The sequence below is a fragment of the Streptomyces omiyaensis genome, assembly GCF_014650895.1.
In the GTDB taxonomy this organism is placed as follows: Bacteria; Actinomycetota; Actinomycetes; order Streptomycetales; family Streptomycetaceae; genus Streptomyces; species Streptomyces omiyaensis.
The window spans coordinates 309709-334320 of the sequence record NZ_BMVV01000006.1 but is presented as its reverse complement, the minus strand read 5'-3'; the positions used below and the strand labels follow the sequence as shown (position 1 = coordinate 334320).

Genomic DNA, 24612 nt, shown 5'->3' with positions numbered 1-24612 from the left:
TCTGTCCATGGATGCGGACGAGCTGCCACCGGGGACATCCGGTGAGGTGACCGGCGGAACCGCCGGCGAGACGGCCGGCGGGGCCGCGGGGACGACGGCCGGCGGGACGGCGACCGAGGGGGCCGCCGGCCCGACGGACACCGGCACGACGGGCGGGGCCGCGGCGACGACGGGCGGCGGGGAGGCCGGCACGACGGGCGGCGGGGAGGCCGCGGAGGCGCCCGACGAGGGTGCGGCGCGGCGGTACCGGGGCCAGGTGTGGGGCGGGGCCGCCCGCTCGCTGTGGCGCCCGTCCGTGGACGGCACGGTCGGCGGCCGGCTGCGCGCGCTCGCCGACTGGACGGACGCGGCGGACCTCGCGGACGCGGCCCTCGACGTGTACGGCGACGGCCTCGTCGAGGTCTTGGAGGAGCGGATCGCGGCGGAGCTCGGCATGCCCGCGGCCGTCTTCTTCCCCACCGGCACCATGGCCCAGCAGGTGGCGCTGCGCTGCTGGGCCGGGCGCACCGGCAGCCCCGTCGTCGCCCTGCACCCGCTGGCCCACCCCGAGGTCCACGAGGGCGGCGCCCTGGAGGCGGTGTCGGGGCTGCGGACGGTCCACCCGACGGACGCGCCCCGGCTGCCGACGGCCGACGAGGTGCGGGACCACCCCGAGCCCTTCGGGACGCTGATGCTGGAGCTGCCGCTGCGGGACGCCGGCTTCGTGCTGCCGACCTGGGAGGAGCTGACCGCGACGGTCGACGCGGCCCGGGAGCGGGACGCGGTGGTCCACTTCGACGGCGCCCGGCTGTGGGAGTGCCCGACGCACTTCGGCCGCCCGCTCGCGGAGATCGCCGGCCTCGCGGACAGCGTGTACGTCTCCTTCTACAAGTCCCTCGACGGGATGTCGGGGGCCGCGCTCGCGGGGCCCGAGGAGCTGGTGGCGGAGGCGCGCGTCTGGCTCCACCGGTACGGGGGCCGGGTCTTCCAGCAGTACCCGGTGGCGCTCGCGGCGCTGCGCGGCCTGGACACCGAGCTGCCCCGGCTGCCGTCGTACGTGGCCCACGCGCGCGTGGTGGCCGGGGCGCTGCGCGAGGCGCTCGCGGAGGAGGGCGGCCCCGGCTGGTTCCGGATCCACCCGGAGGCGCCGCACACCCACCAGTTCCAGGTGTGGCTGCCGTACGAGCCGGACGTCCTCACGGCGGCGGCGCTCGCCCTGACCGAGCGGACCGGGACCTGTCTCTTCCGCCGCTGGTCCGCCCCGGGCGCGGGCGGCCCGCCGGGGACGGCCTTCACCGAGGTGACGGTGGCGGCGGCGGGCACGGAGTGGACGGCGGAGGACGTCAGGAAGGCCGTACGGGACTTCCTGGCGCTCGTCGCCCGCTGAGGCGCGCCACGGCCCGGGCCAGGGACTCGCGGAGCCGGCCGGTCGCGGGCCGGCCGGCCACCACCCGCTCGAAGCGGCGCCGGTCGCGGAGCCCCCGGACCACGGCGACGTCGTGGGTGCCGGGGGCGGGCGGCGCGGGCTCGCCCCGCTGCGCGGCCCGGTAGCTGTCGAAGAGGTGCTGCTGCAGCGCGTCCATGGGCTCAGCCTGGTACCGGATCCGCGTCCCCCGCCCGTCGTTTGACGGCCCTCGTCAATCGGAGCGACGGGCCTCCCCCCGCGTCCCGCACCATGGGGGCGTGAGCGTGACCATCGACATCACCGGAGTGCCGCCCGAGCGGATCGTGTTCTGCCCCTCGCCGCTGGCCGAACTCGGCAACGCCGTCCACGTCCTGGCGGAACCGGGGCACCATCCCGCCCACCACGCGTGGGCGACGGCGACCGCGACCGCCCTGGAGCCCGGCCTCGCCGACCGGCTCCTGGAGGCCGACTTCATGTGGCGGTCGACCCGTGCGGACTTCCTGCTGCCCGCGCGGCCCCGGGAGACCCTGGCCGAGGAGCTCGACGACCTCGACCGGATCGACGACGAGCGGTTCGTCGGCGCCGCCCTGGAGATCTCGTGCAGCCCCCGCTACGCCCGGGGCGACATCCCGTCCCCGCTGGTCGACGAGCGGTCGGCGCGGCGGGCCCTCGACCTGGCCGCCGCGCGCGGCCCGCGCCAGGCCGCCTTCGCCGAGCGGATGCTCGCCTCGCCCACCGCCACGCGCGCGTGGATCCGGCGCCTCCTGGAGGACTGCGACGAGGCGTTCTTCGCCGACGCCTGGCGCCGGATCCGGGTCCAGCTCGCCGCCGACGCCCGCCACAAGACGGAGCTGATGCGCCACAAGGGGCTGGCCGACGCCCTGGCGGACGCCTCTGCGGCGCTGAGTCTGGAGGAGGACGGCCACAGCGCCCGGATCGTGGTCGACAAGCTGATGGAGGCCCGGGCGGACGCCCGGGACGGGGCGCTGACGCTGGTGCCGAGCGCCTTCGGCAGACCGCACCTGATGGCCCTGTACTCGCCCGGCTGGCAGCCGGTGATCATGTATCCGGCGGCGAGCCGCGAGGTCGGCGGCCTGGAATCGGTGGAGACCGTGGGGCTGCGCCTCGACGCGCTCGCCCACCCGGTGCGGATGCGGCTGTGCCGGAGCCTGGCGCGGGGCCCGTACTCGACGAGCGAGCTGGCCGACACGCACGGCATCACCGCCCCGGAGGTCTCGCGCCACCTGGCCGTCCTGCGGAAGGCGGGCCTGCTGAGCACCCGCCGCCGGGGCCGGTACGTCCTGCACCAGCTCGACTTCTCCGTCGTCTCCCGGCTCGGCAGCGACTTCCTGGAGTCGGTGCTGCGCTGAGCCGCGCGGGCCGGTCCTCAGCCCTTGGCGCCGCCCGCGCGGACCAGTCCCGTCTCGTACGCGAGGACGACGACCTGGACGCGGTCGCGCAGGCCCAGCTTGGTGAGGATGCGGCCCACGTGGGTCTTGACCGTCGCCTCCGAGAGGACGAGCCGGGCGGCGATCTCGCCGTTGGAGAGGCCCTGGGCGACGAGGAGCATGACCTCGCGCTCGCGCTCGGTCAGCCGCTCCAGCTCGTGGTGCTCGGGGTCGCGGCCGGAGGAGGGGAGCATCGGGGAGAAGCGGTCGAGGAGCCGGCGGGTGGTCGAGGGGGCGACCACCGCGTCGCCGCTGTGCACCGAGCGGATCGCGCCGAGCAGCTCGGCCGGGGGCACGTCCTTCAGCATGAAGCCGCTCGCACCGGCCTTCAGGCCGGAGAAGGCGTACTCGTCGAGATCGAAGGTGGTCAGGATGAGCACCTTGGGGGCGTCGGGGGCGGCGCAGATCCGGCGGGTCGCCTCCACCCCGTCGAGCCGCGGCATCCGGACGTCCATGAGGACCACGTCGACCGCCGTGGACCGCAGCACCTCCAGGGCCTCCGCCCCGTCGCCCGCCTCCGCCACGACCTCCATGTCCGGCTGGGCGGCCAGCACCATGCGGAAACCGGTGCGCAGGAGCACCTGGTCGTCGACGAGCATCACGCGGATGGACATGCGGTTCCTTCGGTGGGTGGGGACGGGGCTCGGGCTCTCAGTGTGCGGGTTTGAGCGGCAGCAGGGCGCTGATCCGGAAGCCGCCGCCCGGACGCGGTCCCGCGTCGAGGGTGCCGCCCACCATGCCGACCCGTTCCCGCATGCCGATGAGGCCGTGGCCGCGCCCGTCGGCCCCGCCGTCCTCGTACATCTCCTGGGGCGCGCCCCGGCCGTCGTCCTCGACGAGCAGGCCGAGGCCGTCGTCGAAGTAGACGAGCCGGACGCTGGCGCCCGCGTCGGGGCCGCCGTGCTTGCGGGTGTTGGTGAGGGCTTCCTGGACGATCCGGTAGGCGGTCAGGCCGACGCCGGTGGGCAGCGCGCGGGGGGTGCCCTCGACGGCGAGGTCGACGGTGAGCCCGGCGCTCCTGACCTGCTCGACGAGCTCCTCGATCTGCTCCACGTCGGGCTGCGGCACGTACTCCCCCGCCTCCCGGTGCTCGCCGGTGCGCAGGATGCCGAGGAGGCGGCGCATCTCCGCGAGCGCCTGCCGGCCGGTGGCGGAGATGGTCTCCAGGGCCTGCTTGGCGGTCTCCGGGGAGGAGTCCATGACGTAGGCGGCGCCGTCGGCCTGCACGACCATGACGGAGACGTTGTGCGCGACGACGTCGTGGAGCTCGCGGGCGATCCGGGCCCGCTCGGCGGCCACCGCGACCTTGGCCTGGGCCTCCCGCTCCTTCTCCAGCCGGGCGGCCTTCTCCTCCAGCTGCGCGAAGTAGGCGCGGCGGGTGCGGAGCGAGTCGCCGAGGACCCAGGCGAGGGCGAACGGCACGGCCATGATCACCGTGAAGAAGACCTGCCCGGGAACCGAGACGTCGCCCTCCAGCGGCCAGCGCACCTGGGAGAGGGGGGCCGCGCAGAGGCCGCCGACGAGGGCGAGCCGGGAGGCCCAGCGGGGGCCGTCGTGGGCGGCGACGGTGAAGATCACGACGAGCATCGCGAAGTCCGCCATGAACGGCGCGATGTCGAGGAGCAGCTGGACGACGCCGAGCAGGACCGCGAGCACGAGCATCCGCTCCGGCGCCTTCCGGCGCAGCGCGACGACCACGGAGAAGAGCACGGCGACGACCCCGTACCCGGCCACGGGCGCGAGGGAGGGGGACGTCGACCCGATCCACAGCACGGACATCCCGAGGAGGGCGAGGGCCCAGAAGACGTCGACGCCCGTCGGGTGGCTGCGGATGAAGTCGTAGAGGCGCTGCACGTAACCCAGAGTAGGGAACGGCCGGGGGCGGGGGATCAACCGTGGGGTCGATCCTTGCGGCTCGGCCCGTACGCCCCGGGGTGGAGACTGGGCTCCGTGACGGATGAGGCGACGGACGGGACGGACCCGCGCGGGGGCGGCGGGCGGGAGTGGCGGGGCTGGCGGGAGGCCGCGGAGCGGGCGCTGTACGGCCCGGGGGGCTTCTTCCTGCGCCCGGAGGGCCCCGCGGGGCACTTCCGCACCTCGGTGCACGCCTCGCCGCTCTTCGCCGCGGCGGTGGCCCGGCTGCTCGTGGCGACGGCGGAGGAGCTGGCGGCGGACGAGGTCGCCCTGGTGGACATGGGCGCGGGCCGGGGCGAGCTGGTGGCCGGGGTGCTGGCGGCGGTCCCTGACGGACTGCGGGTGCGGGCGTACGCGGTCGAGCGGGCCGCCCGGCCGGACGGGCTCGATCCCCGGGTGGAGTGGACCGGCCGGCCGCCGCGGGGGGTGCGCGGTCTCCTGTTCGCGAACGAGTGGCTGGACAACGTGCCGGTGGACGTCGCCGAGGTCGACGAGGACGGCACGGTGCGGTACGTGGAGGTCCGCGCCGACGGCACGGAGCGGCCGGGCGCCCCGGTCGACGGGCCGGACGCCGCGTGGCTGGCCCGCTGGTGGCCGCTGTCCGAGCCGGGCGAGCGGGCCGAGATCGGCCGGCCGCGGGACGAGGCCTGGGCGGCGGCGGTCGGTTCGCTGGCGGCGGGCCGGGCGGTGGCGGTGGACTACGGGCACCTGCGGGGCTCCCGGCCGCCCTTCGGCACGCTGACCGGCTTCCGGGCGGGCCGCGAGGTCGCCCCGGTCCCGGACGGCACCGGCGACCTCACCGCGCACGTGGCCCTGGACGCCTGCGCGGCGGCGGTCCCCGCGCGCGTGGCGGCGGAGCTGACGACCCAGCGGGAGGCGCTGCACCGGCTCGGTGTCAGCGGCGGCCGGCCGCCGCTGGCGCTGGCCTCGACCGATCCGGCGGCGTACGTGCGGGCGCTGTCCGCCGCCGGGGAGGCGGCCGAGCTGACCGCGCGCGGCGGGCTGGGCGACTTCCTGTGGCTGAGCCAGCGGGTCTGAGGGAGGAGCGGGGGAGCGGGGAAAGAGCAAGGAAGGGCGCGGCGGGAGGGGAAGAGGGGCGGACGGCGGGGGGCTTCCGGGTGGTTGTCCACAGGTTCGGAGAGCCGGGGGCGGGGTTGTCCACAGGCGGGAGCCCTGGCCCCTCGGCGGGCCGTCCGGCGGGGGATACTGTCCGGCATGACGGAGACCACGGTCGGCATCGGCGGCGCGGCGGAGAGCACCGACATGGTGCTGAACATCGGCCCGCAGCACCCCTCCACGCACGGCGTGCTCCGGCTGCGGCTCGTGCTCGACGGCGAGGTCATCCGGCACGCCGAGCCGGTCGTCGGCTACATGCACCGGGGCGCCGAGAAGCTCTTCGAGGCGCGGGACTACCGCCAGATCGTCATGCTGGCCAACCGCCACGACTGGCTGTCGGCGTTCTCCAACGAGCTCGGTGTGGTCATGGGCGTCGAGCGGATGCTCGGCATGGAGGTGCCCGAGCGGGCCGTGTGGCTGCGGACGCTGCTCGCGGAGCTGAACCGGGTCCTCAACCACCTCATGTTCCTGGGGTCGTACCCCCTGGAGCTGGGCGGGATCACGCCCGTCTTCCACGCCTTCCGGGAGCGCGAGGAGCTCCAGACGGTGATGGAGGAGGTCTCCGGCGGCCGGATGCACTACATGTTCAACCGGGTCGGCGGCCTCAAGGAGGACCTGCCGGCGGGGTGGCTCGGCCGGGCCCGGCAGTCCGTCGCCGACGTGCGCTCGCGGATGGACGTCTACGACCGGCTGGTCCTCGGGAACGAGATCTTCCGGGCCCGCACCCGCGGGGTCGGCGTCCTGGACCGGGAGACCGTGCACGCCTTCGGGGTGTCCGGGCCGATCGCCCGCGCCTCGGGCGTCGACTTCGACCTGCGGCGCGACGAGCCGTACCTGGCCTACGGGGAGCTCCAGGACACCCTGCGGGTCGTCGTCCGCGAGGAGGGCGACTGCCTGGCCCGCTTCGAGTGCCTGCTGGAGCAGACGCACAACGCGCTGGAGCTGGCGGACGCCTGCCTGGACCGGCTGGCCGAGCTGCCGCAGGGGCCGGTCAACCAGCGGCTGCCGAAGGTGCTGAAGGCCCCGGAGGGGCACACGTACGCCTGGACGGAGAACCCGCTCGGGCTGAACGGCTACTACCTGGTGTCGAAGGGCGAGAAGACGCCGTACCGGCTGAAGCTGCGCTCCGCCTCGTACAACAACATCCAGGCGCTGGTGGAGCTGCTGCCGGGGACCCTGGTCGCGGACATGGTCGCGATCCTGGGGTCGTTCTTCTTCGTCGTCGGCGACATCGACAAGTGACCGTCCGGGCCGCTCAGGCCCGGCGCATCACCACGTAGTCGCGCTCCTCGCGGGCGGGGCGGCGGCGGTCGACGACCGTCCAGCCCCAGCGCGCGTACCGGTCCGTCAGCTCCGGCACGTCGAGGGTCATCAGCAGGGCGGGCCCGGTCCCGGCGATCGCCGGCAGGGCGTCGTGGAGGGCCCGGCCGAGGCCGCGGCCCTGGTGGGCGGGGGCGACGACGAGTTCGGCGAGCTCGAAGGCGGGGGCGCCGCCGGAGAGGACCGTGTCGGTCCAGCCCGCGGCGAAGCCGAGGAGCGCGCCGTCGGGGCCGAGGGCGGCGGGCGCGTGGAAGTCGGGGTGCCGGGCGGCGGAGTCGAGCAGCCGGTCCACGGTCCGTACGGCGCCGAGCGGCGGCTCGTGCCAGGGAGCGCCGGCGAAGGCCTGGGCGCACAGGGCGATCAGCTCGTCCCGGCGGGCCGGGGCCTCCTCCGGGCGGAGGAGGCCGAGGCGGTGGCTCACTGGTTGACGGCGCCGCGCAGTTCGGCGAGGTCGAGCTGCTCCGTCTCGTCGTGCGCGGTCAGGTCGATGACCTGGCCGATCGGACCGGCGGCGGAGCGGACGACGACGGGCTCCTCCGCGGCGGGCTCCCCGTCCGCGGGCTCCTCGGGGCGGCCGGCGGCGGCCGCGGCCGGGACCGGGGTCAGGGCGGGCCCCCGGTCCGGGAAGGCGGCCGCGGCGCGGGCCTCCTCCAGGACCTCCTCGCCCACCACGTCGGCGAGGTCGGTGTCCTGGACGGCCTCGATGGCCGCCTTCTGCGGGCCGCTCTGCGTGCCGTTCTGCGTGCCGAAGAAGTCGAAGCCGCCCTCGGTGCGCTGGACGGGCCGGCGGGCCGCGTACGGGACGATCGCGCTGGCCGCCGGGGCCAGGCTCTGCGCGGGGACCACCGGAGGCAGGGCCTTCGCGGGAGCCGGGGCGGGCCCGAGGGCCGCCGGGGCGTCCTGGCCGTCCGGGCGGGCGTGCTGCTCCGCGGCGTGCCGGCCGCGCGGCTCCTCGGTCTCGGCGGCGCGCTCGGCGAGGTCGCGGGCGCGGGCCGCCTCGGCGGTGCGGCGGGCCTGCTGGGCGGCGGCGTTGCGCGAGAGGTCGCGCAGGGCCGCGGCGGCGCGGCGGTACGCCTCCGGGGTGGGCGTCGAACCGGCGGCGGGCAGCTCCTTGGGGGCCCCGGCGTTCTCCCGGGCCACCCGGCGGTCCTCCAGGGCTCCGGCGCGCTCGGTCTCCGCGGTGGCGTAGCGGCGCAGCAGGTCGGCGTGCTCGCCGCGGAGCCCGGCCAGTTCGACGCGCTTGGCGCGGAGCTTGGCGTCCAGGCGGATGCGCAGGGCGCGGGACTCCTCCAGGTCCGCCTCCAGCTCGGCGAGGCGCTCCTCGGCCTTCCACTGGTCGGCGGTGCGGGCCCGGGTCAGCTCGGCGACCTGGCGGCCGGCGCTGCGGTCCCAGCCGCGCATGAGGACGGCGCCGGTGACGGCGGCGGCCGCCGCCGCCGCCGCGAGGAGCCGCACGGCCACGAGTTCCCCGGGGATCCAGGCCGCCGCGGCGCAGACGGCCGCGGCGCCGGCGACCGCGGAAGGCGGCATCAGCTTGTGCAGAGGCGGGGAATGACGGTGGCGTCCACGTGGCATGGCCTGAAATTTACCGTGCGTAGGTACGGCGTGGGAGGTCGGCCCGGCAATCTCTTGGCCACTTCTCGACAGCGGAATCGGGCAGACCGCGTTCCGCTTCCGCTTCGGGCCGACTTCCCCGCTCCGGCGTCTACTTGCCGACCAGCCCCTTCTCCTTCAGATAGGCGGCGGCGACGTCCTCGGGCTTCGCCCGCTCGGCGTCGACCTTGCGGTTGAGTTCGGCGAGATCCGCCGTGGTCAGCACCTCGGTGATCTTGCCGAGGGCGGCGGCGACCTCGGGCGTCCCGGCCTCCTTCGCGTTCACCACCGGGAGCACGTTGTCCGCGTTCTGCAGCTGCTTGTCGTCCTCCAGGAAGACCAGGCCGAAGCTGTCCACCGTGGCGTCCGTGGTGGTCGTCAGGACCAGCTGGTCCACGCCGTCCTTGACGGCCTGCTTGGCCTGCGGGGTGCCGACGCCCTTGGGGTCGACGCCCGCCACGTCGATGCCGTAGGTCTTCTTCAGACCAGGGGCGCAGAAGGGGCGGACGGCGCATTCGTCACCCGCCGCGATCTTCACCTTCAGCTTCGCCGCGCCGAGATCGGAAAGCGTCTTCAGCTTGTTCTTCTCCGCGAATTCCTTCGAGACCGCGAAGGCGTTCTGGTCGACCGCGCCGCCGGCTTCCAGGACCTTCAGTCCGCGCGGTTCCGCGAGCTTCCGCAGCGCGTCCACGGTGGCCTTCACGTCCCCGGACGCGACCGGCTTCTCCTCGGGCGCCTTCGGGCCGTTCACCTTGGCGTTGAGGAATTCCGCGAGCGTCGCCGCGTATTCCGGTACGACGTCGATCTCGCCCTTCTCCAGGGCCGGCTCGTACAGCTCGCGGTTCTTCACCGTGGTGACCGAGACCGTGTAGCCCTCGTCTCTGAGCAGTTGCGCGTACAACTCCGCCAGCACCTTGGACTCGGTGAAGGCGGCCGCGCCGACGACCAGCGCGCCCTTGCCGCCGGAGCCCCCGGAGGTCTTCTCCTTGCCCTGCTCCAGGCTGTCCCCGCCGCACGCGGCGAGCGAGACGGCCAGCGCGGCGGCACCCAGCAGCGCGCCCGTGGCGCGCGAGATCCTGTTCACGACTTCCGTCCTTCGCTTTCGGTGTCCTGAGTACGTCATGTCCGGGGCGGCCGGGGCACGAACAGCCGGTCCAGTCCGACCAGCACGCCCTCCACCACGAGTGCCAGCAGCGCCACCAGGACCGCGCCCGCGACCACCTGGGCGGTGTCGTAGAGCGCGAAGCCGGCGGTGATGATCCGGCCGAGGCCGCCCTGGCCGACCATGGCGGCGACGGTGGCGGTGGCGACCACCTGCACGGCGGCCGAGCGGATGCCGGTGGTCACCACCGGCGCGGCCAGCGGGAGTTCGACCCGCCGGAAGACCTGACCGCCGGTCATGCCCATCCCCCGGGCCGCGCGGACGGCCGCCCGGTCCACCTCGCGCACCCCCACGTAGGCGTTGGTCAGCAGCGGCGGCACCGCGAAGAGGACCAGGGCGGTCACCGTGGGCACGTAGCCCGCGTTCCGCAGCGGGGAGACCATGAAGAGCGCGAGGACGGCGAAGACCGGCACCGCGCGCCCCACGTTCGACACGTTCACCGCCAGCGCGCCGCCGCGTCCGAGGTGGCCCAGCCACAGTCCCAGCGGCAGCGCGAGCGCTCCCGCGATCAGCAGCGCCAGCCCGCTCACGTACACGTGCTCGGCGAGCCGCGCGGCGATGCCCTCCTCGCCGGTCCAGTGCGCGCCGGTGGTGAGCCAGGTCCACGCGTCCGTCACGACCCCCACCTCACCCACCCCCCGGCGCGCCCTGGCTCCGCGACCAGGGCGTGAGCAGCCGCTGGACGCCCAGGAGCAGCAGGTCGGCGACGACGGCGAGCAGCACGCACAGCACGGAGGCGGCGAGCACCTGGGCCTTGAAGAAGGTGGGCAGGGCGTCCTCGATGAGATTGCCGAGGCCGCCGCGGCCGACGACCGAGCCGATGGTGGTGAGCGCGATCGTGGAGACGGTGGCCATCCGGACGCCGGCCATCAGGACCGGCAGCGCGAGGGGCAGTTCGACCTGCCAGAGCAGCCGCCAGGGGCCGAAGCCGAGTCCGCGGGCGGCCTCCCGGGTCTCCGCCGGGACGGCCTCCAGACCGGCCAGCGCGTTGCGCACCAGGATCGTCAGGGCGTACAGCACCAGGCCGGTGACGACGAGCGCGGAGGAGAGCCCGAGGACGGGCAGGAGCAGCGAGAACATGGCGAGCGACGGCACCGTGTAGAGCAGGGTGGTGAGTCCGAGGACCGGGGCGGCCAGGCGCGGCCGGGCCCGGACGAGGAGCGCCAGCGGCACGGCGACGAGCAGCGCGATCACCACGGAGGCGACGGTGAGGCCGATGTGCTGGACCAGGGCGTCGGTCAGCTCCTCGCGGCGGGTGCGCAGGTACTCCGCGCAGATCCAGTCGTTGGCGACCAGGCAGTTCGGCGTGCTCATCCGGACCTCCCCCAGGTCGCCGTCGTTAGAACGTCTGTGTGACGACCCTAACCGCCGCCACCGACGAGCGGGCCGATCCGGAGCCCGTGCCGCCGATCCGCCACGTCGCCGCAACACCGCCTTCACACATGCCGGACGGCGAGGGGACAGAATGACCCCATGATCCGGTTCGAACAGGTGAGCAAGCGCTATCCGGACGGCACCACCGCGGTCGACGACCTCTCCTTCGAGGTCGCCGAGGGCGAGCTCGTCACGCTCGTCGGGCCTTCGGGGTGCGGGAAGACGACCACGATGATGATGGTGAACCGGCTGGTCGAGCCGACCTCCGGCCGCGTCCTCGTCGACGGCCGGGACGTCGCCGGGGTGGACCCGGTCGCCCTGCGCCGCAAGATCGGCTACGTCATCCAGCAGGTCGGGCTCTTCCCCCACCGCACGGTCCTCGACAACACCGCGACCGTCCCCGCCCTGCTCGGCTGGAAGAAGGCCGCCGCACGCGCGCGTGCCGCCGAACTCCTCGAACTGGTCGGCCTCGACCCCGCCGTCCACGGCCCCCGCTACCCCGCGCAGCTCTCCGGCGGGCAGCGCCAGCGCGTCGGCGTGGCCCGTGCGCTCGCCGCCGACCCGCCGGTCCTCCTCATGGACGAACCCTTCGGCGCCGTCGACCCGGTCGTCCGCGAACGGCTCCAGAAGGAGTTCCTCGCCCTCCAGGCCACCGTCCGCAAGACCGTCCTCCTCGTCACCCACGACATCGAGGAGGCGGTCCGGATGGGCGACCGCATGGCCGTCTACGGACAGGGCCGCATCGAGCAGTTCGACGCCCCCGCCACCGTGCTCGCCTCCCCCGCCACCCCGTACGTGGCCGACTTCGTCGGCGGCGACCGCGCCCTCAAGCGGCTGGCGGTCACCCCCGTCACCGCCCACGACCTGGACCCGCTGCCGGACTCCCCCGCCGAGACCCCCGCCACGCGCGCGCGTACGGACGGCGCCCCCGCCTCCGTCCCCGTACCCCCCTCCGTGGCCCTCGGGTCGCCCCTCAAGGACGCGCTCGCGCTGCTCCTCCAGGACGACTCCGGGCGGCTGACCGTCACCGACGGGGACGGACGGCCGCTCGGCACCCTCACCCCCGCCGGGGTCCACCGGGCCCTGCGCCGCACCACCGCATAGGGTCCGGCGGGCCCGGCGCCGGACCCTGTGCGGCGGCCCCCGCACCGCACCACCGCACAGGGTCCGGCGGCCCCCGCGCCGCACCCCCGCGCAGGCGTCAGTCCGCCCGGAGCTTCCCGCTCATCCAGACCAGGCCGGGCGGGATCTCCCGCTTCCAGGTCGTGAAGTTGTGCCCACCGCTCTCCAGCGTGATCGAGGAGACCCGGGCCGGCGCCCTCACCTTGGCGATGAACTCCCGCGTCCCCTTCAGGTTCCCCTCCCCCGACCGCGAGGTCGTCACCAGGAACGAGGAGGCGGGCTGCGGCCGGTGGTCCAGGCTCCACAGCAGGTCGGACCGCCGCCGCAGCTCCCGGTCGCCGTGGAAGAGGTCGCCGGTCGTCACGTCCTCGGCCGCCCTGTAGTACGCCGAGAAGCCCGCCCCCGCGGCGAACCGGTCCGGGTGGTGCAGCGCGATCTTCAGCGCGCAGTAGCCGCCCGTCGAGTTCCCCATGAACCCCCAGTTCCGGGGCTTCGTCCCCACCCGGTACGTCTCCGAGACCGCCCTCGGCAGGTCCTCGGCGAAGAAGGTCTCCGTCCTCGGCCCGCCCGGCACGTCCACGCACTCGGTGTCCCGCGGCGGCGCCACCGTCGGGCGCAGCATCACCAGCACCATCGGCTGCATCCGCCCCTCCTTCGCCTGGAGGTGCGCCGTCCGGGGGTACTTCAGCCCCTGGATCAGGTTCTCCGCCGTGCCCGGATACCCCGTCAGCACCACCGCAGCCGGGAACGTCCGCCGCGCGTACCGCGCCTGGAAGTACTCCGGCGGCAGGTAGACGAAGGCCGGCGAGGTGATCCCCGACCGGTCGCCCCGGACCACCACCTCCTGGATCTGCCCGCCCACCGACGGCCGCCCGCCGCCCGGCACGTCCACGGCACGCGTCCCCACCACCCGCACGTCCTTCGAGGCGGCACCGTGGTCGACGACCACGCCCATCTCCTGCTCCTGGCCGAACAGATCCGCCCACGAGCCGTAGAAGAGGAAGGAACGGTTCGCCGCCAGCCCCACCGCCGCGAACAGCGCCAGCTGCGTCGCGAGCAACAACCCCACCCGCCCGCAGACCTGACGCCGGCCCGGCCGCGCCAGCCGGGGCCACAGCAGCACCGTGACCGAGAACAGCGCGACGGCCGCCGCCACCGCCGTGACGAGCACCGCGCCGCTGGTGAGACCCATGAACCGGCCGAACCTTCCTCGCCGGGACCCCCGGACGCCACCACGGCGTCCCGGCCGCCCCGACGGCTTCCTGAGAATTTCCCGTGCCCGAATGAACCCGCCCCGGCCCCACCCCGTCCTAAGGAGCGCCCCGAACAGGGCCGAAAACGACCACGGAAGCACGGGAAGCGCGGGAAGCGATGTCTGTCACGGTAGATGGGGACAAAACATCATCGGTTCCGGTTCGGGTCCGACGAATTCTGAACGGACCCGCCCCGGAGAAGGTCCCCTCCCTCATCGGCACCGGCTGCGCCCTCATCGGGCTCGTCGACATCGCCGCCGGAGTCTTCCCCCGCTTCCGCGCCAGCCGCGTCCACGCCCTCGCCGAGGTCCTCCCCGGCACCCTCGGGCCCCTCTCCGCCGCCGTCTCGCTGAGCGCCGGCGTCCTCCTGCTCCTCCTCGCCCACGGCCTCAAGCGCCACAAGCGCCGCGCCTGGCGGGCCGTCGTCCTCCTCCTCCCGCTCGGAGCCGTCGCCCAGTTCGTCTGGCGCCACTCGATCCTCGGCTCCCTCCTCTCCCTCGGCCTGCTCGCCCTCCTGCTGCGCCACCGCGACCAGTTCGCCGCCCTCCCCGACCCCCGCAGCCGCTGGCGCGCCCTGGCCAACTTCGTCGTCATGGGCGCCGGCTCCCTCGCCCTCGGCCTCGTCGTCGTCAGCGCCCACCCCCGCCGGGTCGTCGGCGACCCCAGCCTCACCGACCGCCTCGAACACGTCCTGCTCGGCCTCTTCGGCATCGAGGGCCCCGTCGCCTACACCCACGGCGTCGACTGGACCGTCGGCTACTCCCTCGGCGCCCTCGGCATGCTCACCGCCCTCACCACGCTCTACCTCGCGCTCCGCCCCGAACACCCCGCCGCCCGCCTCACCGGCGAGGACGAGACCCGCCTGCGCGCCCTCCTCGACCGGCACGGCGACCGCGACTCCCTCGGCCACTTCGCGCTCCGCCACGACAAGGGCGTCGTCTTCTCCCCCAGCGGCAAGGCCGCCGTCTGCTACCGCGTCGTCTCCGGCGTCATGCTCGCCAGCGGCGACCCCATCGGCGACGTCGAGGCCTGGCCCGGCGCCATCGAACGCTTCATGGACGAGGCCCGCGCCCACTCCTGGACCCCCGCCGTCATGGGCTGCTCCGAGACCGGCGGCCAGGTCTGGACCCGCGAGACCGGCCTCGACGCCCTCGAACTCGGCGACGAGGCCGTCATCGACGTCGACGCCTTCTCCCTCTCCGGCCGCGCCATGCGCAACGTCCGCCAGATGGTCAAGCGCATCGAACGCAACGGCTACACCACGCGCGTGCGCCGGGTCCGCGACCTCTCCGGCGCCGAACTCGACGTCGTCCGCCGGGCCGCCGGCGCCTGGCGCGGCACCGACACCGAACGCGGCTTCTCCATGGCCCTCGGCCGGATCGGAGCCCCCGGCGACGGCGACGCCGTCATCGCCACCGCCCACCTCGCCGACCCCGGGGGCAGCCCCGCCGAAAGCCCCCACGGCGACCTCAAAGCGATGATCCACTTCGTGCCCTGGGGCCCCGACGGCATGTCCCTGGAACTCATGCGCCGCGACCGCTCCGCCGACCCCGGCATGAACGAGCTCCTCATCGTCGCCGCCCTCCAGGCCGCCCCCGCCCTCGGCGTCCGGCGCGTCTCCCTCAACTTCGCCATGTTCCGCTCCGCCCTCGCCCGCGGCGAACGCATCGGCGCCGGCCCCGTCCTCCGCCTCTGGCGCGGCCTCCTCCTCTTCCTCTCCCGCTGGTTCCAGATCGAGTCGCTCTACAAGTTCAACGCCAAGTTCCAGCCCCGCTGGGAACCCCGCTTCGTCGTCTACCGCACAGGCCGCGACCTCCCCCGCATCGGCCTCGCCGCCATGCAGGCCGAAGGCTTCCTCTCCCTCGCCCTGCCCCGCCCCTTCGCCCGCCGCCGCCCCGCCCGCGCACCCCGCCCCTGCGCCCACGTGGTCCCCCCGCGCACCGGCCGGGAGCACGAGGCCCGTACGGCCTGAACCCGCCCCGCACCCCGTCGGGCCCTACGCTGGTCGTATGAGTACGACGATCGACCGGGGCGCCCCCCTCGGCCTTCCCGCGTGGGACCGCTGCGCGGTCATGGGCGTGGTCAACGTGACCCCGGACTCCTTCTCCGACGGCGGCCGGTGGTTCGACACGACCGCCGCCGTCAAGCACGGCCTCGACCTCGTCGCCCAGGGCGCCGACCTGGTCGACGTCGGAGGCGAGTCCACCCGCCCGGGCGCCACCCGGGTGGACGAGGACGAGGAACTCCGCCGGGTCGTCCCCGTCGTCCGCGGCCTCACCGCCGAGGGAGTGACCGTCTCCGTCGACACCATGCGGGCCTCCGTCGCCGCCGCGGCCGTCGCCGCGGGCGCCGTGCTCGTCAACGACGTCAGCGGCGGCCTCGCCGACCCCGGCATGGTCCCCGCCGTCGCCGCCGCCGAGGTCCCCTTCGTCGTCATGCACTGGCGCGGCTTCAGCGAGTCCATGAACAGCCTCGCCGTCTACGACGACGTCGTCGCCGAGGTCGTCACCGAGCTCCGCACCCGGATGGAGGCGGTCGTCGACGGCGGCGTCGCCCCCGAGCGGATCGTCATCGACCCCGGCCTCGGCTTCGCCAAGCTCGCCCCGCACGACCTCGCCCTCGTCGCCCACCTCCCCGAGCTGCGCGCCCTGGGCCGCCCGCTGCTGGTCGCCGCCTCCCGCAAGCGGTTCCTCGGCCACGTCCTCACCCGCGAGCCCGGCGCCACCCCGCCGCCCGCCCGCGAGCGGGACGCCGCCACCGCCGCCGTCACCGCCCTCGCCGCCCACGAGGGCGCCTGGGCCGTCCGCGTCCACGAGGTCCGCGCCAGCGCCGACGCCGTCCGCGTCGCGCGCGCGGTCGAGGGAGCCCGGTGACCGGCGGGCGCGAGGCCGACCGGACCGCCGTCGAGGCCGCCAACACCGCCTTCTACGCGGCGATGGAGGAGGGCGACTTCGACCGCCTCGAAGACCTCTGGCTCGACGACGGCGCCGGCGACGTCTCCTGCGTCCACCCCGGGTGGCCGGTCCTCACCGGCCGCGCCGAGGTGCTCCGCTCGTACGCGCTGATCATGGCGCACACCGACTACATCCAGTTCTTCCTGACCGACACGCGGATCTCGCTCGCCGGCGACACCGCGCTCGTCACCTGCACCGAGAACATCCTCAGCGGCGGCCCCGCCGAGGACGGCGCCGAGCTCGGCCCCCTCGTCGGACAGCTCGTCGTCGCCACCAACGCCTTCCGCCGGACCCCCGAGGGCTGGCGGATCTGGTCGCACCACGCCTCCCCCGTCATCGCCGGACCCGACGACGACGCACCCCCCGCCGCCACCGCCGACGACGCCGGACCCTCCGCCTGACGGCCCCCGACAGCAAGCGCTGTCGGGGGCCGCAGGTAGATTCGATGGAGGACACCCGGCCGTCCGCACCCGGCTGCGTGACCGGCAACTACGACAGCAGGAGTGATTCGCGTGGATCGTGTCGCGCTGCGCGGCCTCAAGGCCCGAGGGCACCACGGCGTCTTCCCCAAGGAGCGCGAGGAGGGCCAGACCTTCATCGTGGACCTGGTCCTCGGCCTGGACACCCGCCCGGCGGCCGCCGACGACGACCTCACCAAGACCGTCCACTACGGCGTCGTCGCCGAGGAGGTCGTCGACGTCGTCCAGGGCGAGCCCGTCGACCTGATCGAGACCCTCGCCGAGCGCATCGCCCAGCAATGCCTGAGCCACGCCGGCGTCCAGGAGGTGGAGGTGGTCGTCCACAAGCCGGACGCCCCCATCACCGTCCCCTTCGACGACGTCACCGTCACGATCACCCGGAGCCGTCGATGAAACCGAACCAGAGCGACCCCACCGTCCAGCCCGTGCCGGCGGCCGTCGTCGCCGCCGTCGACGCCGCGGACAGCACCCTGTCCAACCCGCACTGGGCCGTCCTCGCCCTCGGCGCCAACCTCGGCAACCGCCTGGAGAACCTCCAGGGAGCCCTCGACGCCCTCGCCGACACCCCCGGCCTGCGCGTCAAGGCCGTCTCCCCCGTGTACGAGACCGAGCCCTGGGGCGTCGAGCCGGGCACCCAGCCCTCGTACCTCAACGCCGTCGCGCTGGTGCGGACGACCCTCCCGCCCTCCTCGCTCCTGGAGCGCGCCCAGGCCGTCGAGGAAGCGTTCCTGCGGGTCCGTGACGAGCGCTGGGGCGCCCGGACCCTGGACGTCGACATCATCGCCTACGCCGACGTCGTCTCCGACGACCCCGTCCTCACCCTCCCCCACCCCCGCGCCCACCAGCGCGCCTTCGTCCTCGCCCCCTGGCACGACCTGGACCCCGAGGCCCAGCTCCCCGGCCACGGTGCGGTGGCGGCCCTCCTGGCCGCAGTCGACCGCGCCGGCGTGACGCCCCGGACCGACCTGGAACTCCGTCTCCCCGAGTAGTCGTTACGCTACGTGGCAGACCTCCCGCGACCACGTGAAGGACACCCGGTGAAACAACTGCGGCTCAAGGTGCTCGCCGGCCTCTTCCTGGGCGCCGGCGTCCTCTCCTGGGGCGCCGCGCGCCTCTGGGACTCCGTCGGCACCCTCCCCAGCGTGCCGCTCGCCGCGCCCATCGTCCTCGCCGTGATCGCGGTGGTCCTCACGGCCACCGCCCTCTCGATCCGGGTCCGCCTCAAGGCCCAGCGCGAGCGGCGCCCCGACGCCAAGGGCGTCGAACCCCTGATGGCCGCCCGCGCGGTCGTCTTCGGCCAGGCCAGCGCCCTGGTCGCCGCCCTCGTCGCCGGCATGTACGGCGGCGTGGGCGTCTTCCTCCTCGGCTTCCTCGACGTCCCCGCCCGCCGCGACCAGGCCCTCTACGCCGCCGCCTCCGTCGTCGCCGGCCTCGCCGTCATCGCCGCCGCCCTCTTCCTGGAGCGCGTCTGCAAACTCCCCGAGGACGACGAAGGCCCGGGCGGCGCCCGGGCCTGAGCCGACCTCCTGCGCGCCTCAGCGCGCCATGATGAGGCTCATCGCCTCGGCACGGGTGGCGGGGTCGCGCAGCTGGCCGCGGACCGCCGAGGTGATGGTCTTCGCGCCCGGCTTGCGGATGCCGCGCATCGACATGCACATGTGCTCGCACTCGAAGACCACGATGACGCCGCGCGGCTCCAGGATCTCCATCAGCGAGTCCGCCACCTGCGTGGTGAGACGTTCCTGCACCTGAGGACGGCGGGCGTAGACGTCGACGAGCCGGGCCAGCTTCGAGAGACCGGTGATCTTGCCCGTCGTGGACGGGATGTACCCCACGTGGGCCACCCCGCGAAACGGGACGAGATGGTGCTCACAGGTCGAATACACCTCGATGTCCTTCACCAGCACCATCTCGTCGTGGCCCAGGTCGAACGTCGTCGTGAGCACGTCCTCGGGCTGCTGCCACAGCCCGGCGAAGATCTCCTTGTACGCACGTGCCACGCGTGCCGGCGTCTCCCTGAGGCCCTCGCGGTCCGGGTTCTCGCCGACCGCGATGAGGAGCTCCCGTACGGCGTTCTCGGCGCGCTTCTCGTCGAACTCGCCGATCGTGCCCTCGCCGTCCAGCGTCACCGGGTCGGTCATCTGTGCCTCGTTCCGTCTGGTCTGACATGGCGCGAAAAAAGGCCGCGCCCCCACAGGCTAGAACCTGTGGGGGCGCGGCTTCCATTCCGGGGGCCGGGGCTCAGGGCTCCGGGGTGTCCTCGGGGGCGATGTCGATGCCCTTGGTGGTGTCGACCGGGGCCGTGCCGTTCGCCGAGGTGCCGTTCGCGGTGTTCGTCAGGGCCAGCTCCTTGGGGGAGAGGACCGGCGGACGCGTGGACGGGGTGCGGCGGGACGAGCCGGTCCAGGCCGGACGGGCCGGGCGCTTGACGATCGGGGCGAAGATCTCGGCGATCTCCTCCTTGCCCAGGGTCTCCTTCTCCAGGAGGGCCAGGACCAGGTTGTCGAGGACGTCGCGGTTCTCGACCAGGATCTCCCACGCCTCGTTGTGCGCGGTCTCGATGAGCTTCTTGACCTCTTCGTCGACCAGCGCGGCGACCTCTTCCGAGTAGTCGCGCTGGTGGGACATCTCGCGGCCGAGGAAGGGCTCGGTGTTGTCGCCGCCGAACTTGATGGCGCCGAGCCGCTCGGTCATGCCGTACTGCGTGACCATCGCGCGGGCGGTGGCCGTGGCCTTCTCGATGTCGTTCGCGGCGCCCGTGGTCGGGTCGTGGAAGACGAGCTCCTCCGCCGCGCGGCCGCCCAGCATGTACGCCAGCTGGTCGAGCATCTCGTTGCGCGTGGTGGAGTACTTGTCCTCGTCCGGGAGGACCATCGTGTAGCCCAGGGCGCGGCCGCGGGACAGGATGGTGATCTTGTGGACGGGGTCGGCGTTGGGCGAGGCCGCCGCGACCAGGGCGTGGCCGCCCTCGTGGTACGCGGTGATCTTCTTCTCCTTGTCCGACATGATCCGGGTCCGCTTCTGCGGGCCCGCGACCACGCGGTCGATCGCCTCGTCCAGCATGTGGTTGTCGATCAGCTTCTTGTCCGAGCGGGCGGTCAGCAGCGCCGCCTCGTTGAGGACGTTGGAGAGATCGGCACCGGTGAAGCCGGGGGTGCGGCGGGCGACGGCGGCCAGGTCGACGTCGGGCGCGACCGGCTTGCCCTTCTGGTGGACCTTGAGGATCTCCAGACGGCCCTGCATGTCGGGGCGGTCGACGGCGATCTGCCGGTCGAAGCGGCCCGGGCGCAGGAGGGCGGGGTCGAGGATGTCGGGGCGGTTGGTGGCGGCGATCAGGATGACGCCGCCCTTCACGTCGAAGCCGTCCATCTCGACGAGCAGCTGGTTGAGGGTCTGCTCGCGCTCGTCGTGACCGCCGCCGAGGCCGGCGCCGCGGTGGCGGCCGACCGCGTCGATCTCGTCGACGAAGACGATGGCCGGGGCGTTCGCCTTGGCCTGCTCGAAGAGGTCGCGGACCCGGCTGGCGCCGACGCCGACGAACATCTCGACGAAGTCGGAGCCGGAGATCGAGTAGAAGGGCACCCCGGCCTCGCCGGCGACGGCGCGCGCGAGGAGCGTCTTGCCGGTTCCGGGCGGGCCGTAGAGCAGGACGCCCTTGGGGATCTTGGCGCCGACGGCCTGGAACTTCGCGGGCTCCTGGAGGAACTCCTTGATCTCGTGGAGCTCCTCGACGGCCTCGTCCGAGCCGGCGACGTCGGCGAAGGTCGTCTTCGGCGTGTCCTTGGTGATCAGCTTCGCCTTGGACTTGCCGAACTGCATGACGCGGGAGCCGCCGCCCTGCATCTGGTTCATCAGGAACAGGAAGACGACAACGATGAGGACGAAGGGGAGGAGCGAGAGCAGGATCGAGACGAAGGGCGACTGCTTCGTCGGGGAGACGGTGTAGCCCTTCTCGATCTGCCCGGCCTCGAACTTCTCCTGGAGCTTGTCGGCCAGGTCGGCGCCCTGGGTCCCGATGTAGCTGGCCTGGATCTTGCTGCTGTTGTCGATCTTCTGGCCGTCGACGAGCTCGGCCTTGATGATCTGTTCGTCACCGGTGGTGAGCTTGACCTGCTTGACCTGGTTCTTGTCGATCGCCTGGACGACCTTGCCGGTGTCCACCGTCTTGTAGCCCTCGGACGAGCCGACGACCTGCATCAGCACGACCACGGCGAGGACGGCCAGCACGATCCACATGACCGGCCCACGGAAGTATCGCTTCACGTCCATCCATACGGAGCGAGAACGCCCCGTCCCTCCTGCCCGTAGGTAAATGCCTCTGTGAGAAAAGCACTGCGAAAAGCGGTATGAGAAAAGCTGTTCTTCGGACGGTACCTCAGCATCGTCGCCCGCGACCGCCTTCCCGTGGTTCAACGGGGGGAAGGCGGTGCGGGTTCCCCGCTGTACGGGTGTGGCTCAGCCGCCGTAGACGTGCGGGGCGAGCGTGCCGACGAAGGGCAGGTTCCGGTACTTCTCGGCGTAGTCGAGGCCGTAGCCGACGACGAACTCGTTGGGGATGTCGAAGCCGATCCACTTGACGTCGATGGCGACCTTGGCGGCCTCCGGCTTGCGCAGCAGGGTGCAGACCTCCAGGGAGGCCGGCTCGCGCGAGCCGAGGTTCGACAGGAGCCAGGACAGCGTCAGGCCGGAGTCGATGATGTCCTCGACGATCAGGACGTGCTTGCCCTTGATGTCGGTGTCGAGGTCCTTGAGGATGCGGACGACGCCCGAGGACTGGGTGCCGGCGCCGTAGGAGGAGACGGCCATCCAGTCCATGGTGACGGGGGTGGACAGGGCGCGTGCCAGGTCCGCCATCACCATCACGGCGCCCTTGAGGACTCCGACGATGAGCAGGTCCTTGCCCGCGTATTCCGCGTCGATCTTCGCGGCCAGCTCGGCCAGCTTGGCGTCGATCTCTTCCTTGGTGATGAGCACCGACTGGAGGTCGGTGCCCATGTCCTTCTCGTTCACCCGGGTCACTTTCGTTGCAGCGTGCGTCAGCCTTGCCGGATGACCAGTCTGCCACCCTGGCGGCGGGCTTCGACGCGTCCGGGCAGGTTGATGGCCCCCTGGCCGCGCCAGCCGGTGATCAGCCGGTCGAGTTCCTCGATGTGCCGGGCGAAGAGGGAACCGGCGGGGGCGCCCTCGGCGATGACGGCGCGGCGCAGGACCCGGCGGCGCACGGCGGGGGGCAGGCCGAAGAGCTTGGCGCATTCGAGGGCGCCGGCCTCGTCGCGTACCGAGGTCTCCGCGTCGGCCGCCCAGGTGTCGAGGGCGTCGGCGTCGTCGCGGGAGAGCTGGGCCGTTCGGGCGAGGGCTTCGACGACGCCCTTGCCGAGCGCCTTCTCCAGGGCCGGGAGGCCTTCGTGGCGGAGGCGGGAGCGGGTGTAGGCGGGGTCGCTGTTGTGCGGGTCGTCCCAGACGGCGAGCTCCTGGGCGATGCAGGCCTTGCGGACCGTCTGGCGGTCGAGCTGGAGGAAGGGGCGGCGGTAGCGGCCCCGGGCGCCGGAGACGGCTGCCATGCCGGAGAGGGAGCGGATGCCGGAGCCGCGGGCGAGGCCGAGGAGGACGGTCTCGGCCTGGTCGTCCCGGGTGTGTCCGAGGAGGACCGCGGCGGCGCCGTGGCGCTCCGCGGCGGCGTCGAGGGCCGCGTAGCGGGCGTCGCGGGCGGCGGCCTCGGGGCCCCCTTCGCGTCCGACGGTGACGGTGACGGCTTCGACGGGGCCGAGGCCGAGGGAGGTCATGCGGCCGGCGACCTCGTCGGCGCGGCCGGCGGAGCCGTCCTGGAGGCCGTGGTCGACGGTGACGCCTCCGGCGCGGACGGGGAGCTTGCGCGCCTCGAAGGCGAGGGCGGAGGCGAGCGCCATGGAGTCGGCTCCGCCGGAGCAGGCGACGAGCACGAGGGGGTGCGTGTCGCGGGGGGCGGCGGGTTCGGTGGGGTGCTCGGTGAGGACGTCGTGGAGTACGCGGCGGACCGCCAGGCGTATCGCCGCGACCGCAGGATGGGGACCCATGGTTCGGTGCCCTTCGTGAATGGGGTGGGGTGCCTCGGTCGGAGTCTTAACGGTCGGAATGGGGTGTTCGGTCACTCAGAGTGCGTCGATGGTGACAGAAATGCAGCCCTTACCCGAGCATTGCACGCCTCACCCCACGGCCAGGGTCCCTCGGATGGGTGATTGGCCGGGTGTCTTCCGGTGGCGTCGTGTCGTCCGGCGCTCCCGCCCCAGGAGCCCGCCCCGCCGCGCGCCTCCGGCCGGCCGTCGCCTCAGGAGTCGTCCCGGCGGTGCACGCGCGCGATCCAGTCCGCGGGGGCGGCGATCTCGCTCTTGGTGGGGAGGGTGTTGGGGGAGGTCCAGACGCGGTTGAAGCCGTCCATGCCGACCTCGTCGACGACGGCCCGGACGAAGCGCTCGCCGTCGCGGTACTGGCGGAGCTTGGCGTCGAGGCCGAGGAGCTTGCGCAGCGCGAGGTCGAGGCGGGAGGCGCCGCGGGCGCGGCGCTGCTGGAACTTCTCGCGGATCTCGGCGACGGAGGGGACGACCTGGGGGCCGACGCCGTCCATGACGTAGTCGGCGTGGCCTTCGAGGAGGGACATGACGGCGGTGAGGCGGCCGAGGATCTCGCGCTGTTCGGCGGTCTGGACGAGTTCGACGAGGGAGGGGGCGGGGTCGCCCTCCTCGGCCTCGGGGCGGCCGCCGGCGAGGGTCTGGGCGGCTTCGCGGAGGCGTTCCACGAAGGTGCCGGGGTCGACCTCGGTGGCGGCGAGGAATGACTGGATCTCGCCCTGGAGGTGGTCGCGGAGCCAGGGGACGGCGGTGAACTGGGTGCGGTGGGTCTCCTCGTGGAGGCAGACCCAGAGGCGGAAGTCGTGCGGGGAGACGCCCAGTTCGCGCTCGACGTGGACGATGTTGGGGGCGACGAGGAGGAGCCGTCCGCCGCCTTCGGGGGCGCCGGGGAGGTCACGGGCGACGGGGGCGAAGGTCTCGTACTGGCCGAGGATCCGGGAGGCCAGGAAGGAGAGCAGCATGCCGAGCTCGACGCCGGTGACCTTGCCGCCGACGGCGCCGAGGACGGTGCCTCCGGGGGCGGTGGCGCGGCGGTCCTGCATCTTGCCGAGGAGCGGGGTGAGGAGTTCGCGGAAGCCGGCGACGTTGGCCTTGATCCAGCCGGTGCGGTCGACGACGAGGACGGGCGTGTCGTGCGGCCGGGCGTCGTCGGGGAGCATCCGGGTGTAGGCGCGGACGTGTTCCTCGGCGGCCTTGGCGTGCCGGCGGAGTTCGGCGACGACGGCGCGGGCCTCGTCGCGGCCGACGTCGGGGCCGGGGCGGACCAGCCTGGTCGCGGTCGCGACCGCGAGGTTCCAGTCGACCATTCCGGACGTGCCTGCACCACCGATGCTCGTCATGCGTCAACGGTACGGGTTCGAGGGCTTTCCGGGTCCTCCCCGGCGGGTG

Annotated in this window: 25 protein-coding genes; 11 read left to right on the top strand and 14 right to left on the bottom strand. The window is 73.7% G+C overall.

The window, feature by feature from the left end; genetic code table 11:
* Positions 1–256: 256 nt before the first annotated feature.
* A complete protein-coding gene (locus tag IE287_RS13280; protein WP_189849253.1) occupies positions 257–1366 on the top strand; it encodes a threonine aldolase family protein in 1110 nt (369 codons plus the stop codon).
* Here the strand turns inward: IE287_RS13280 and IE287_RS13275 are convergent.
* Positions 1323–1562: a hypothetical protein gene (locus IE287_RS13275; protein ID WP_189849186.1), complete on the bottom strand. Its 240-nt coding sequence runs from the start codon at positions 1560–1562 to the stop codon at positions 1323–1325. The genes IE287_RS13280 and IE287_RS13275 overlap by 44 nt on opposite strands.
* A gap of 100 nt (positions 1563–1662) precedes the next feature.
* On the opposite strand from IE287_RS13275, the gene IE287_RS13270 reads away from it, so the two are divergent.
* Positions 1663–2754 carry a DUF5937 family protein gene (locus tag IE287_RS13270; RefSeq protein WP_229883458.1) on the top strand — a complete coding sequence of 364 codons (1092 nt, stop codon included), beginning with the start codon at positions 1663–1665 and terminating at the stop codon, positions 2752–2754.
* A gap of 17 nt (positions 2755–2771) precedes the next feature.
* Here the strand turns inward: IE287_RS13270 and IE287_RS13265 are convergent, their stop codons facing one another.
* Together IE287_RS13265 and IE287_RS13260 are read right to left on the bottom strand one after the other, a co-directional pair.
* The gene (locus tag IE287_RS13265) at positions 2772–3446 is read right to left on the bottom strand and encodes a response regulator (protein ID WP_189849184.1); all 675 of its coding nucleotides are present in this window, start codon (positions 3444–3446) and stop codon (positions 2772–2774) included.
* A gap of 37 nt (positions 3447–3483) precedes the next feature.
* Positions 3484–4686, bottom strand: a complete 1203-nt coding sequence (locus IE287_RS13260) for a sensor histidine kinase (RefSeq protein ID WP_189849183.1) — start codon at positions 4684–4686, stop codon at positions 3484–3486.
* A gap of 96 nt (positions 4687–4782) precedes the next feature.
* Here IE287_RS13260 and IE287_RS13255 point away from each other — a divergent pair, with 96 nt between their 5' ends.
* Both IE287_RS13255 and IE287_RS13250 read left to right on the top strand, forming a co-directional pair.
* A complete protein-coding gene (locus IE287_RS13255) occupies positions 4783–5784 on the top strand; it encodes an SAM-dependent methyltransferase (RefSeq protein WP_189849182.1) in 1002 nt (333 codons plus the stop codon).
* Positions 5785–5961: 177 nt separating this feature from the next.
* Positions 5962–7104 carry an NADH-quinone oxidoreductase subunit D gene (locus tag IE287_RS13250; protein ID WP_189849181.1) on the top strand — a complete coding sequence of 381 codons (1143 nt, stop codon included), beginning with the start codon at positions 5962–5964 and terminating at the stop codon, positions 7102–7104.
* Between the two features lie 13 nt (positions 7105–7117).
* Here the strand turns inward: IE287_RS13250 and IE287_RS13245 are convergent, their stop codons facing one another.
* The 5 genes from IE287_RS13245 to IE287_RS13225 form a co-directional block, all read right to left on the bottom strand.
* Positions 7118–7603: a GNAT family N-acetyltransferase gene (locus IE287_RS13245; RefSeq protein WP_189849180.1), complete on the bottom strand. Its 486-nt coding sequence runs from the start codon at positions 7601–7603 to the stop codon at positions 7118–7120.
* Complete coding sequence (locus tag IE287_RS13240; protein ID WP_189849179.1) at positions 7600–8757, bottom strand: hypothetical protein; 1158 nt, start codon at positions 8755–8757, stop codon at positions 7600–7602. Before IE287_RS13240 ends, IE287_RS13245 begins: the two co-directional genes overlap by 4 nt.
* Positions 8758–8887: 130 nt before the next feature.
* Positions 8888–9898: an ABC transporter substrate-binding protein gene (locus IE287_RS13235; protein WP_373307843.1), complete on the bottom strand. Its 1011-nt coding sequence runs from the start codon at positions 9896–9898 to the stop codon at positions 8888–8890.
* Complete coding sequence (locus IE287_RS13230; protein WP_189849177.1) at positions 9895–10563, bottom strand: ABC transporter permease; 669 nt, start codon at positions 10561–10563, stop codon at positions 9895–9897. The genes IE287_RS13235 and IE287_RS13230 overlap by 4 nt, the downstream gene beginning before the upstream one ends.
* A gap of 1 nt (position 10564) precedes the next feature.
* A complete protein-coding gene (locus IE287_RS13225) occupies positions 10565–11251 on the bottom strand; it encodes an ABC transporter permease (RefSeq protein ID WP_189849176.1) in 687 nt (228 codons plus the stop codon).
* A 159-nt stretch (positions 11252–11410) separates the two neighbouring features.
* Here IE287_RS13225 and IE287_RS13220 point away from each other — a divergent pair, with 159 nt between their 5' ends.
* Entirely contained in the window at positions 11411–12415 is a 1005-nt protein-coding gene (locus IE287_RS13220) for an ABC transporter ATP-binding protein (protein WP_189849175.1), read from the top strand.
* Positions 12416–12512: 97 nt separating this feature from the next.
* On the opposite strand, the gene IE287_RS13215 is transcribed toward IE287_RS13220, so the two are convergent.
* On the bottom strand, positions 12513–13625 hold the full coding sequence (locus IE287_RS13215) for an alpha/beta hydrolase (protein ID WP_189849174.1): 1113 nt from the start codon (positions 13623–13625) through the stop codon (positions 12513–12515).
* Between the two features lie 179 nt (positions 13626–13804).
* On the opposite strand from IE287_RS13215, the gene IE287_RS13210 reads away from it, so the two are divergent.
* From IE287_RS13210 to IE287_RS13185, 6 genes are all read left to right on the top strand, one after another.
* Positions 13805–15658: a phosphatidylglycerol lysyltransferase domain-containing protein gene (locus IE287_RS13210; protein ID WP_189849173.1), complete on the top strand. Its 1854-nt coding sequence runs from the start codon at positions 13805–13807 to the stop codon at positions 15656–15658.
* Positions 15659–15695: 37 nt separating this feature from the next.
* Entirely contained in the window at positions 15696–16559 is an 864-nt protein-coding gene (gene folP / locus IE287_RS13205; protein ID WP_189849172.1) for a dihydropteroate synthase, read from the top strand.
* Positions 16556–17041, top strand: a complete 486-nt coding sequence (locus IE287_RS13200; protein WP_189849171.1) for a nuclear transport factor 2 family protein — start codon at positions 16556–16558, stop codon at positions 17039–17041. Before folP ends, IE287_RS13200 begins: the two co-directional genes overlap by 4 nt.
* A gap of 111 nt (positions 17042–17152) precedes the next feature.
* A complete protein-coding gene (gene folB / locus IE287_RS13195) occupies positions 17153–17512 on the top strand; it encodes a dihydroneopterin aldolase (protein WP_030495863.1) in 360 nt (119 codons plus the stop codon).
* Entirely contained in the window at positions 17509–18108 is a 600-nt protein-coding gene (folK, locus tag IE287_RS13190; protein ID WP_229883457.1) for a 2-amino-4-hydroxy-6-hydroxymethyldihydropteridine diphosphokinase, read from the top strand. The genes folB and folK overlap by 4 nt, the downstream gene beginning before the upstream one ends.
* A gap of 48 nt (positions 18109–18156) precedes the next feature.
* Complete coding sequence (locus IE287_RS13185; protein ID WP_189849169.1) at positions 18157–18636, top strand: DUF3180 domain-containing protein; 480 nt, start codon at positions 18157–18159, stop codon at positions 18634–18636.
* 18 nt (positions 18637–18654) lie between these two features.
* Here IE287_RS13185 and folE read toward each other — a convergent pair whose 3' ends face one another.
* The 5 genes from folE to IE287_RS13160 all read right to left on the bottom strand — a co-directional run bounded on the left by folE (position 18655) and on the right by IE287_RS13160 (position 24563).
* Entirely contained in the window at positions 18655–19260 is a 606-nt protein-coding gene (folE, locus tag IE287_RS13180; RefSeq protein WP_189849168.1) for a GTP cyclohydrolase I FolE, read from the bottom strand.
* A gap of 100 nt (positions 19261–19360) precedes the next feature.
* Positions 19361–21388 (bottom strand): ATP-dependent zinc metalloprotease FtsH, encoded by a 2028-nt coding sequence (ftsH, locus tag IE287_RS13175; RefSeq protein WP_189849167.1) that lies wholly within the window; start codon positions 21386–21388, stop codon positions 19361–19363.
* A gap of 186 nt (positions 21389–21574) precedes the next feature.
* Entirely contained in the window at positions 21575–22114 is a 540-nt protein-coding gene (gene hpt / locus IE287_RS13170) for a hypoxanthine phosphoribosyltransferase (RefSeq protein ID WP_030219931.1), read from the bottom strand.
* A 41-nt stretch (positions 22115–22155) separates the two neighbouring features.
* Entirely contained in the window at positions 22156–23172 is a 1017-nt protein-coding gene (tilS, locus tag IE287_RS13165; RefSeq protein WP_189849166.1) for a tRNA lysidine(34) synthetase TilS, read from the bottom strand.
* 251 nt (positions 23173–23423) lie between these two features.
* On the bottom strand, positions 23424–24563 hold the full coding sequence (locus tag IE287_RS13160) for an Rv3626c family coenzyme F420 biosynthesis-associated protein (protein WP_189849165.1): 1140 nt from the start codon (positions 24561–24563) through the stop codon (positions 23424–23426).
* Positions 24564–24612: the final 49 nt, after the last annotated feature.

Coding starts and splice junctions, on each gene's coding strand:
- IE287_RS13210 (WP_189849173.1), top strand. CDS start 13,805: ATGTCTGTCACGGTAGATGGGGACAAAACATCATCGGTTCCGGTTCGG.
- IE287_RS13275 (WP_189849186.1), bottom strand. CDS start 1,562: ATGGACGCGCTGCAGCAGCACCTCTTCGACAGCTACCGGGCCGCGCAG.
- IE287_RS13160 (WP_189849165.1), bottom strand. CDS start 24,563: ATGACGAGCATCGGTGGTGCAGGCACGTCCGGAATGGTCGACTGGAAC.
- IE287_RS13220 (WP_189849175.1), top strand. CDS start 11,411: ATGATCCGGTTCGAACAGGTGAGCAAGCGCTATCCGGACGGCACCACC.
- IE287_RS13215 (WP_189849174.1), bottom strand. CDS start 13,625: ATGGGTCTCACCAGCGGCGCGGTGCTCGTCACGGCGGTGGCGGCGGCC.
- ftsH (WP_189849167.1), bottom strand. CDS start 21,388: ATGGACGTGAAGCGATACTTCCGTGGGCCGGTCATGTGGATCGTGCTG.
- folP (WP_189849172.1), top strand. CDS start 15,696: ATGAGTACGACGATCGACCGGGGCGCCCCCCTCGGCCTTCCCGCGTGG.
- folE (WP_189849168.1), bottom strand. CDS start 19,260: ATGACCGACCCGGTGACGCTGGACGGCGAGGGCACGATCGGCGAGTTC.
- tilS (WP_189849166.1), bottom strand. CDS start 23,172: ATGGGTCCCCATCCTGCGGTCGCGGCGATACGCCTGGCGGTCCGCCGC.
- IE287_RS13240 (WP_189849179.1), bottom strand. CDS start 8,757: ATGCCACGTGGACGCCACCGTCATTCCCCGCCTCTGCACAAGCTGATG.
- folK (WP_229883457.1), top strand. CDS start 17,509: ATGAAACCGAACCAGAGCGACCCCACCGTCCAGCCCGTGCCGGCGGCC.
- IE287_RS13225 (WP_189849176.1), bottom strand. CDS start 11,251: ATGAGCACGCCGAACTGCCTGGTCGCCAACGACTGGATCTGCGCGGAG.
- IE287_RS13235 (WP_373307843.1), bottom strand. CDS start 9,898: ATGACGTACTCAGGACACCGAAAGCGAAGGACGGAAGTCGTGAACAGG.
- hpt (WP_030219931.1), bottom strand. CDS start 22,114: ATGGGCACCGACCTCCAGTCGGTGCTCATCACCAAGGAAGAGATCGAC.
- IE287_RS13265 (WP_189849184.1), bottom strand. CDS start 3,446: ATGTCCATCCGCGTGATGCTCGTCGACGACCAGGTGCTCCTGCGCACC.
- IE287_RS13250 (WP_189849181.1), top strand. CDS start 5,962: ATGACGGAGACCACGGTCGGCATCGGCGGCGCGGCGGAGAGCACCGAC.